General features: G+C 32.8%; 4 protein-coding genes. All 4 read right to left on the reverse strand.

The window, feature by feature from the left end; translation table 11 throughout:
- Positions 1-1,059, reverse strand: a 1,059-nt coding sequence (locus tag QZZ51_RS15825; RefSeq protein ID WP_291871430.1) for a glycoside hydrolase domain-containing protein, incomplete at its 3' end; no start/stop codon positions are given.
- 6 nt (positions 1,060-1,065) lie between these two features.
- Positions 1,066-1,914: an endonuclease/exonuclease/phosphatase family protein gene (locus QZZ51_RS15830; RefSeq protein ID WP_291871432.1), complete on the reverse strand. Its 849-nt coding sequence runs from the start codon at positions 1,912-1,914 to the stop codon at positions 1,066-1,068.
- Positions 1,915-2,210: 296 nt separating this feature from the next.
- Positions 2,211-3,395 carry a PNGase F N-terminal domain-containing protein gene (locus QZZ51_RS15835; protein ID WP_291871434.1) on the reverse strand — a complete coding sequence of 395 codons (1,185 nt, stop codon included), beginning with the start codon at positions 3,393-3,395 and terminating at the stop codon, positions 2,211-2,213.
- Complete coding sequence (locus tag QZZ51_RS15840) at positions 3,392-5,635, reverse strand: GH92 family glycosyl hydrolase (protein ID WP_291871436.1); 2,244 nt, start codon at positions 5,633-5,635, stop codon at positions 3,392-3,394. Before QZZ51_RS15840 ends, QZZ51_RS15835 begins: the two co-directional genes overlap by 4 nt.
- Between the last annotated feature and the right edge of the window lie 708 nt (positions 5,636-6,343).

Below are 6,343 nucleotides of genomic sequence, written 5' to 3' on the forward strand. Positions count from 1 at the left end.
CCCCTCTACAACATACCTACCATCCACATCCGAAATTATATTTGGTGAAATAAAGCTATGATACATTGCCGTATAAAACGTTCTTTTTCTGGCATCAGAAGTAGTATTACCAAGCATCACTTTATTTAAAATACTATTCCACCCTAAAGTGGTTTCTTTTAAGGTTTCGTTAAAATTCTTCCCTTTTGCTTCTGCTTCATAATTCATCTCTACACCTTTATAATCGACAGGAGACAAAGTTACCACAACCTCTAATTGTTCTTTTTCTTGAACATCGAAAGTCGCCATGCATTTCACTTTAGTATCTACTAATTTTAACGCTTCTACTTCTTTATCATTCCTCGTTAGAATAGCGTTTTTAAAAGGCTTAGAAAACTTAGCACTAAAATACATGTATCTATTTTTTCCTCCATTCATAGAGACTTTTTTATACCCTCTAATTTCTGAATCTGAAACAATTTCAATAGCCGTTTCAGCTGCCGTTTCTAGTAAAGCATGGGTTGGATCTATTACAACATCTGCCTCTCCAGATGTATTAAAAGTATATTTATGAAAACCAGACCTAGGAGTTGCCGTTAGCTCCACATCTATATTATAATCTTCTAAAGTTACAGCGTAGTAACCAGCCCTAGCGCTTTCTGTTTCATGAGAAAATCTAGATCTATAACTTTTATCCACTAACGCATCGGAACCAGACTCTGTAGTTTTTTTCCCCATTGTAGGTATTACCAATATATCGCCCAAACCAGATAATCCTGCACCACTAATATGGTTATGGGCAAAACCCTTTATTATAGAATCTGTGTAATGATACCCCGAACACCAATCCCAAGATTTAAAGTCGTTCGATGGACTCAACTGCACCATCCCAAAAGATGTTGTAGCCCCAGGGAAAGTATGCCCATGAGCAGCAGTCCCTATCATTGGATCCACATAATCTACCAAGGAAATAGTCTTTTTATTTTTGATTTCTTTTTCTTTACAAGAATTAAAAAAACATATTCCCAAGAGAGCGAATACCAAAAATATTGTTCTAAAATTTACTTTGAAGTACTTCATTATTTTTTATTTAACAAACTCTATTTCTATATTAACTGGTAAATGATCCGACGGATATTTACAATTTTTAGAATCGCTTAACACAGCATATTTATTAACTTTAATACTATTTTTACTAGTAAAAATATAATCTATCCTATCCTTAACAGGCAGATGAAATTTAAACCCGTTAAAGGTTCCTGTTGCTCCAAAAGGTTTAGATATACTATGCTCCCTTGAATCATTTAAGTATTTAGAAAGATATTTAATTGGCTCGCTTTCTGGCTTTAAATTAAAATCTCCAATTAAAGCAACTGGCACATTGTTTTGATTCAACTCTGCTATTTTTCTTATAATAAGTTCTGCACTCTTAACTCTAGCGGTATCTCCTATATGATCAAAATGAGTATTAAAAACCATAAATTGCTGCTTGGTAAGCTTATCTTCAAACAATGCATATGTGCAAATACGCTCCATAGAAGCATCCCAACCAACTGAAATTTCATTCGGTGATTCAGACAACCAAAATGTAGCATTCTTAACTACTTTAAATAGATTAGAATTATAAAAAATAGGGCTGTACTCTCCTCTTTCTTTCCCATCATCTCTACCAACCCCAACATAGCCGTAATCTACAAATGTACTATCTATATACTTTACTTGGTGGTGTAACCCTTCTTGAATTCCGAAAATACTAGGGTTATAAAAAGCTATTTGTTCGCATAAATAATTTTTCCTTTTTGACCATTGATTCTCTCCATCATTTAAATTATCATATCGAATATTATATGTCATTAACGTATAGCTTTTCTGTTCTTTTTTACATGAAAAAACAACTAGAAAAAATGCTAAGAATAGAAGTTTAACTACTTTCATCTACTATATTATTAATTTACTAAAATTTCATCGGCAAAAACCCAAGAGGTAAGCCGTACGGCTTAATGCCAATAAGGCGCTCCCTTCATATTCTCTGCTTTTACTTTAATATAACGAGCATTTACTTTTTTGTCTCTTCTCCACGAAATACAATTTCATAGTCTGATGTTCCATTTGGTTACTATTTCTAGTGAATTTGTATTAGAACAAAAGGAATATAGATAGTAGCAGAATACTCCATATTACACTATCTTATATTATGCATCGTTTGCTTATCCTTTTTTCTTAATATTAAACTACTCATCTTCATATGTTACATACGCAGACACCAACCAGTGGTTCAATTTATCCCCATCTACGGGAGTTCCTGGAATTTTAATTTTCAAGACGTGTTTTCCTGCATTGATATTTCCTAGTTCTACTACCATAGGTTTTACGGAAGAACCTGGGCACCAATTAGAACGCGATAAATCTGATGAAGCAATACGTTCTTCTATCTCCTTTATTTTTCTTTCTTCAGTTTCATAATCATAATAAGCAGCAGAGTCTTTTTTTATCCATACGCCTGCTGTCGGATTAAAACGCCTAAAGGAAGCACAATCATCACGCCATGGGATGGTGTCTAGAACTAATGCATCATTAAAATAAACACTATTCTTTATTTTAATAAATTCATCGCCACCACTATGCCCACCATGACCAGTAGTAATATAATGTAGTTTTACATTTTTAACATTTTTCTTAAAAGTAACAACTTGTTCTAAAATATTACTTGCAAAATTATCTGGCAGTAATTGTCCTCCTACATAAGGGACTGTATTAACCAAAGACATTACAGAAAGAGTCTTTCTTTCTCTATTAGAATAGGTTAAATTTAAATCGAAGTTATAGCCCTCAGCCGTCCATGAATCTATCCAAACTCCAACATAGAATGTTCCAGTAACCAATTGTTCTAGTTCTGAAATATCGTGCTCCCAAACCACTTCCTTTTCCCAATTAGGAATATATACGGGTCTTCTGTGTTTTACACTATTATCGCTATAATGCCCCACTCCAAAAGGAGTCATAAAACGCATTAATTCTACCACGGGCTCATAATCACCACTACTTAAAACACCTGCATATTTATTATTTACATAAGAATCTTTAGGAAATATTTTACTGTCTTTTGCTACATTAAGAATAGATAGTTTGTCTAGATTGGAAATTACAAAACAAGAACCCGATTTATCCCAACGATCCCCATTTGAACGTACCGCTAATTTAATTTTTACATCGGTTCCCTTGGCGAATTTGGGAATCTCTATCTTTTTATAAACTAAACGACCATCCATTAAACGTACAGTACTAGAATCGCTGCCTTTTTCTCCATTAAAATTAACAGGCTGGTTTTTAAATATAACTTGTTGTAATTCTTGACTATTTGCTTTAAAAAAGCTACTTAAAAAAAGTAGCATTATAAGATATATTGACTTGCTCATTTTAAAATTATTTTTAATTGATTTCCTTTTACTAGCTCCTGATGTGTAATAAAATATGTCCTCTTAGACTTTCCATCCACTTTTATATTGTTTATTTTTCCATGGCCAACTTTCTCAATAACCAATTTTTTATTTGGGTAATAATCCGTATTTAAATGCATCGTTATTTTATCGAACATCGGAGTTGTAATCGCATATTTAGGTTCCGCTGGAGTTACCGGGTAAATACCCATCATAGAAAAAACTGCCCAAGCACTCATTGTCCCAGTATCATCATTACCAGGCAAACCATCTGGAGTATTTTTAAAATATGTATGCAATAATTCTGTCACTTTTTCTGATGTTTTATATTCCTGCCCCTGTACATAATTAAACAGAAATGGGTATGCTATATCTGGCTCATTAGCCATATCAAACTGATCCTTATCAAAAACATCTTCTAGTCTTTTTGTAAAAGGTTTAGAACCACCCATAAGTTTCATTAACCCTTTAATATCATGCGAAACCATGAAGGTATACTGCCAAGCATTACCCTCTATAAATCCTAAATTCTTTTCAAAATTTGCTCCAGATTCTGGATTATAAGGCGTAAGCCAACTACCATCATCATTTCTAGGGCGTAGTAAGTTAAACTCTTTATCGAATAATTTTCGATATGAAATTGATCGCTTTGAGAATTCTTTATAATCTTGTTTTTTCCCTAAAGATTTAGCCAATTGGGCAATAGCAAAATCTGACACATTATATTCTTGCGTTGTAGAAACAGAACCACTTTTGGTTGTTTCTGTAGTTAAATATCCTTTTTCCATATAATCTTTAAGACCTGGACGCAAAGGATTTTCTTGTAACTGTAAAGCGCTCTTTTTCATTGCAACATAAGCCTTCTGAACATCAAAATCTCTTATTCCTTTTAAATAAGTATCTGCTATAATAATTCCCGCTGGGTCACCAACCATTGTTGTTGTTTCTGTTGCATTCAATTCCCATTTGGGCAACCAACCAGATTCGTCGTAAATCTGCAACATGCTTTTAATCATATTAGATTGCTGCTCTGGATACACTAAAGTCATTAATTGATGTAGGTTCCTATAGGTATCCCAAAAGGAAAAAGTAGTATACCGAGTTCCATCCGTTTTTAAGGTTTCCCTTGTTTTCATTTTGGGGTATTCCCCATTGTAATCGTTAAGCGTATTTGGATGAATTAAAGTATGATACAAGGCGGTATAAAAAATGGTTTTATCCTTTTTAGTTCCTCCTTCTACTTCTATTCTAGATAAATAGGTGCTCCATTCTCTTTTAGTCTCAGAAAGGATTTGACTAAATGTTTTATTGGATGTTTCTTTCTCTAAATTTTCTCTAGCATTTGCAATACTCACGTAAGACACTCCTATTTTCATTTCTATTTCCGAAGGAACATCAAAATCATACCTCATATAGGCACCTATGCTATCCCCAAGGACTTCTTTTGTATATCCCTTTTTAATCCTAACCTCTCCATTGCGTACTATCCATTTATCTTCTGTACCTATATATTTTCTAGGCTTTTTCCAGACACCAAACTCCGTTGCTGGTTTAGAAAATTGAGCTACAAAATATACGGGATATGCTTCTTCTGGTTTATAATAACAAAAAGACCCCACAGAACGCATTCCCTCTATTTCTGTAGAGGATACTACTTTTACCATTGCGCCTTCTTCATTGGTAAGTCCTAAACCTAAGTTTAGAAGAATATTAGCTCTACCAGCAGGAAAATGATATTTACTAACACCTACCCGAGTAGTTGCTGTAGCTTCAACTTTTACATTGTATTTATCAATTTTATTGGTATAATAACCAACCTTAGCTTCCTCCTCGGAATATGTTGAACCGTATTTTAAATGGTTCGTTTCTAGTTTTCCTGTGGTTGGCATTGCCAAAATAACGCCTAACTCTGGACAGCCAACACCACTTAAGTTAACATGGCTAAAACCTGTTAGAAACGAATTTTCGTTTACGTACGGAGTAGACAACCAGCGACTATCTTTCTCTAGTGGCAAATTTTGTAATCCTGCCACATTAAAGGGAGATACATTTGCCATTCCCCGCACTGCAATTGGACCCGGATTTGTTGTGCCAAAGTTAGATGTTCCTATAAATGGGTTTACATAATTGGTTACTTCCTGAGAATAAATTAACGGAATACTTACTAATAGTGCAATTACAAATGCATAAGTCGTTTTTACAAGAGGGTTTAATTTCATGCTCAATATTTATTTCTAAAAATTAAAATTTCACTTTAAAGCTTTTAATAATCTTATTTTTCGTTTTTACATCCTCCTTAATATTCAAATTGTAATCGACTATAGATACTAAAGAACTGCTTAATCCATTTGTTATACAAGCTATAATCTTGATTTTTAAGTTTCCAAATTTTCCTTTTTTATTAAAGCAAGATACTAGTTTCCTGATTTTAGTTTTGAGTTTCAAAGTATTAAAATTAACCATCATATAATTTTAAATTAGACAGATAACAATCTAACTAAGACTAATGTAAAATAATTGAATCATAAATGGTATTTATGGTAAATTATTACTGTACCTTCTAAAGCCTATAGAATGCTATTCGTCTAATAAAATACCCTTACTACATATACTATTATAAGTTTATACTTCATAAGTCAAAATATGAGATTTATACACCACTTAGTTAAAAATGAAATTAGTAACCCTTCTTTAAACCGACCTACTAATTATAAACGTGTAATGTATTATTAAATAACAAATGGGGCTACAAAGATTACAGAACAGGTAAGTAGCTATGAAAAGAAATATTTAGAGTTTAAAAGCGATGAAATCAATTGCTGTATATCAAAAAAAAAGCATTCAAAATTACCATAGTAAGGTATTCGTAATTGCCTAAAAGATTTACGTGTGTAGAAAATTTTGCTTAGTTTTTTAGCGATGAAATA

This window comes from Maribacter sp. (assembly GCF_016744255.1).
In the GTDB taxonomy this organism is placed as follows: Bacteria; Bacteroidota; Bacteroidia; order Flavobacteriales; family Flavobacteriaceae; genus Maribacter_B.